The sequence below is a fragment of the Streptomyces sp. NPDC059900 genome (genome assembly GCF_050270335.1).
Lineage (GTDB): Bacteria > Actinomycetota > Actinomycetes > Streptomycetales > Streptomycetaceae > Streptomyces.
The window spans coordinates 1-2,766 of record NZ_JBNNJZ010000828.1 but is presented as its reverse complement, the minus strand read 5'-3'; the positions used below and the strand labels follow the sequence as shown (position 1 = coordinate 2,766).

Below are 2,766 nucleotides of genomic sequence, written 5' to 3'. Positions count from 1 at the left end.
GCGACCATACGCTGGCCATGGCCCAGGCGCTCGCCTACCTCGAGAACACCCGGATCGCCGTGACGGAATACCTCGACCGGCTGCGCGACACCTCATGGGAGAGGGCGCCCCTGCGCGCCACGGGCGATTACCCCACGACATTCAGCCGCGCCCTGCTGGCCGTCCTGGAGCGCCTGCGCACCTCGTCCTTTGAGGCGGTGGACCTCCTGCACGTATGCGTCCTGTTCGCCGACAGCGGGGCGCCACTGGGCCTGCTCAGGCTCAGTCTTCCCGAGCCTCTGCGCGGGCAGTCCCTGGATTCGCTCCGGTGGCAGGAGCTGGTCGGCACGATCGTGGCGCATTCCCTTGCCGACATCGAGTCCCTGGAGGAGAACGAGGAGACGATCGAAACGCCCAGCGCCACCCTGCGCATGCACCCGCTGGTGCGCCGGGTGGTCCGCGACGACATGGCCGGCGGCTACCGCTCCACACTCCTGCGCCGCGTGCGCCACGCCCTGGTCGCCGCCGACCCGCGCGATCCCCAGAACGTACGGGTATGGCCCCAGTACGCCCAGATCGTGCCGCACCTGGAAGCGTCGGCAGCCCCGGGCGAAGACCTCTCGGAGGATTCGGGACTGCTCCTCAACTGCGCGCGCTACCTCCATCTGCGCGGCGAGTCCGCGCACGCGTTGTCTCTCATCGAGCGCGTCGAGCGCGCATGGGCCAGCCGCCTGGGTGAGGACGATCCGCCGCACGCCCACATCCTCGCAGCGCGCCGCAGCGAAGTCCTGCGGGGGCTCGGCCGCTACGGCCGGGCCCTGGGCCGCGATCAGGAGGAGCAGGCCCGGCTGCGGGCTGCCGAGCGCCCCGAGTGCGCCGAGCCCATCGAGACGACGGCTGACGTGGCGGCGGATCTGCGCGGCCTGGGCCGCTACGAGGAGGCGCTGGAGCAGGATCGCACCGCGTGCAGGGGACGCGAGGACTTGCACGGCCCCAACCATCCCTGCACGCTCGCAGCGATCGTCAGCATGGCCGACTCGCAGCGGCTGCTGGGGCAGTACGCCCAAGCGCTGCTCCTGGACCGCCGGGCGGTCGCGGAGTACCAGCGGCTCGCCGACCCCGCCGACACCGGCAGCCTCCTGGCACAGGCACGGCACGCGCTGGACCTTCGCCTGCTGGGCCACTACGAGAACGCGCTGGCCCAACAGCTGCCGGCCACACGCGGGCACCGGGAACTGCTCGGTCTCGACAACCCCGCCACCCTGTGCGCCGAGCATCAGCTGGCGCTCTGCGAGCTGCGCAACGATGCGGTAGGAGAGGGCCTGACCCGTCTTCGGGAGGTACGCCAGGCAGCCGATGACCTCCTTGGGCCCGATACCCCGCTCGGGCTCAGGACCGCCACGAGCCTGGCGGCCGCGGAGCGTTCGCACGGCGAGCTGGACAGCGGCACCGCGCTGTGTGATGACGTGGTCAGGCGCTACCGGAGGCTGCTCGGACCCGACCATCCCTACACGGCCGGGGCGTTGGCCAACCTCGCGGTGGCCGTGCGGATGGGAGGTGACGCGCAGGGGGCGGGGAAACTGGGCGAACAGGCTCTGGCATCCGCGGTGGCCGCCTTGGGATCCCGGCACCCCTGGACGCTGGGAATTGCCTACAACCTCGCATCGGACCGGGGACACTGCGGGCAGCATGAGGCGTCTTTGGCGCTGGCCGGGGATACGGCGCGCGAGGCGTCCGCGGCGCTGGGGCCCCGCCACCCGCAGACGCTGATGACGAACGTGGCCGTCGCCGCGGAGCTCGGTGCCACGGGCGCCGGAGAGGAAGCCGACGCGCTGCAAGCACGCTGTCTGACCGACCTCACGCAGACCCTGGGAGAGCACCACCGCCTGACCGTCGCCGCCCACACCCGCAGCCGCCCCGTCTGGACCTTCGACCCGTTACCCGCCTGATGCGCCCGGACCGCTGCGGCGCCCCGTCAGTTCGTGAAGCCCGCTCGCGGGCGCCCGTTGTGGCGCAGGCGCAGGCGCCGCCGGGGGTGCGAGCGCAGCACCGGATGGGCGTTCCATCCCTGTTCCGAGGCGACTTGCAGGACGTAACCGGCACCGGCGCCGCGGAAGTAGTGTGCTCCCAGTTCCAGGTCCCGTTGCAGCGGGGAGTTCTCCGCCCGTCGGGTCTGCTTCTCGATGCGACGGGCCACGCGTGCCCGGTAATACGCCGTATCGCCCTCCCGGAACAGCGCCACCGGTGTCACACACCACAGCGGGACCAACGGCACCTGGCCCAGCGTGGCGTCCAGCACGCGCACCGCGCCGTTCTCGGCACGCGGCACCACGTAGACGATCAACTGGGCCACGCCCGCTACGCCGAGAAAGAACAGGGCCAAGCAGAGCCACACCACCCACCACAGGGGCAGGAAAAGCACGGTCAGGGGAAGCAGCACCCAGCGGAGGACTGCCGGGCGGAGAGGAAGCGGCCTCCAGGCCGGATCGTCGTAGTCGGGCACGGACGGTAGCTTCCCCTCGGGTTTGCCATCACTTGACTGTGCGGCCGCGATCGTACGTCACGGCCCGTCCTGCCAGGGGCGCGATCCCTTTATTCGGCTTCAGGTTGGACCCCTCGGTGCACGACTACCACCGGCTCGGGGCGCGCCGGGCCCTACCGCGGGCCGATCAGCGGGCAACGCGTACCGGTGTAGATGGTGGGCATGCAGCGGTTGCAGTGCGTACAGCGTGAGCGGGTGTGCGGGGCCTGTCCGATGCGCCGCGGCAGGTCCGGTTCGCGCAGCAG

General features: G+C 71.4%; 2 protein-coding genes. One reads left to right on the top strand and one right to left on the bottom strand.

What is annotated here, in order from left to right:
- The coding region (gene fxsT, locus ACQKIP_RS44575) for an FxSxx-COOH system tetratricopeptide repeat protein (RefSeq protein ID WP_427745606.1) at window positions 1-1,928 on the top strand (1,928 nt) is incomplete at its 5' end.
- A 26-nt stretch (window positions 1,929-1,954) separates the two neighbouring features.
- Here the strand turns inward: fxsT and ACQKIP_RS44570 are convergent.
- Window positions 1,955-2,482 (bottom strand): hypothetical protein, encoded by a 528-nt coding sequence (locus tag ACQKIP_RS44570; RefSeq protein ID WP_365864876.1) that lies wholly within the window; start codon window positions 2,480-2,482, stop codon window positions 1,955-1,957.
- Between the last annotated feature and the right edge of the window lie 284 nt (window positions 2,483-2,766).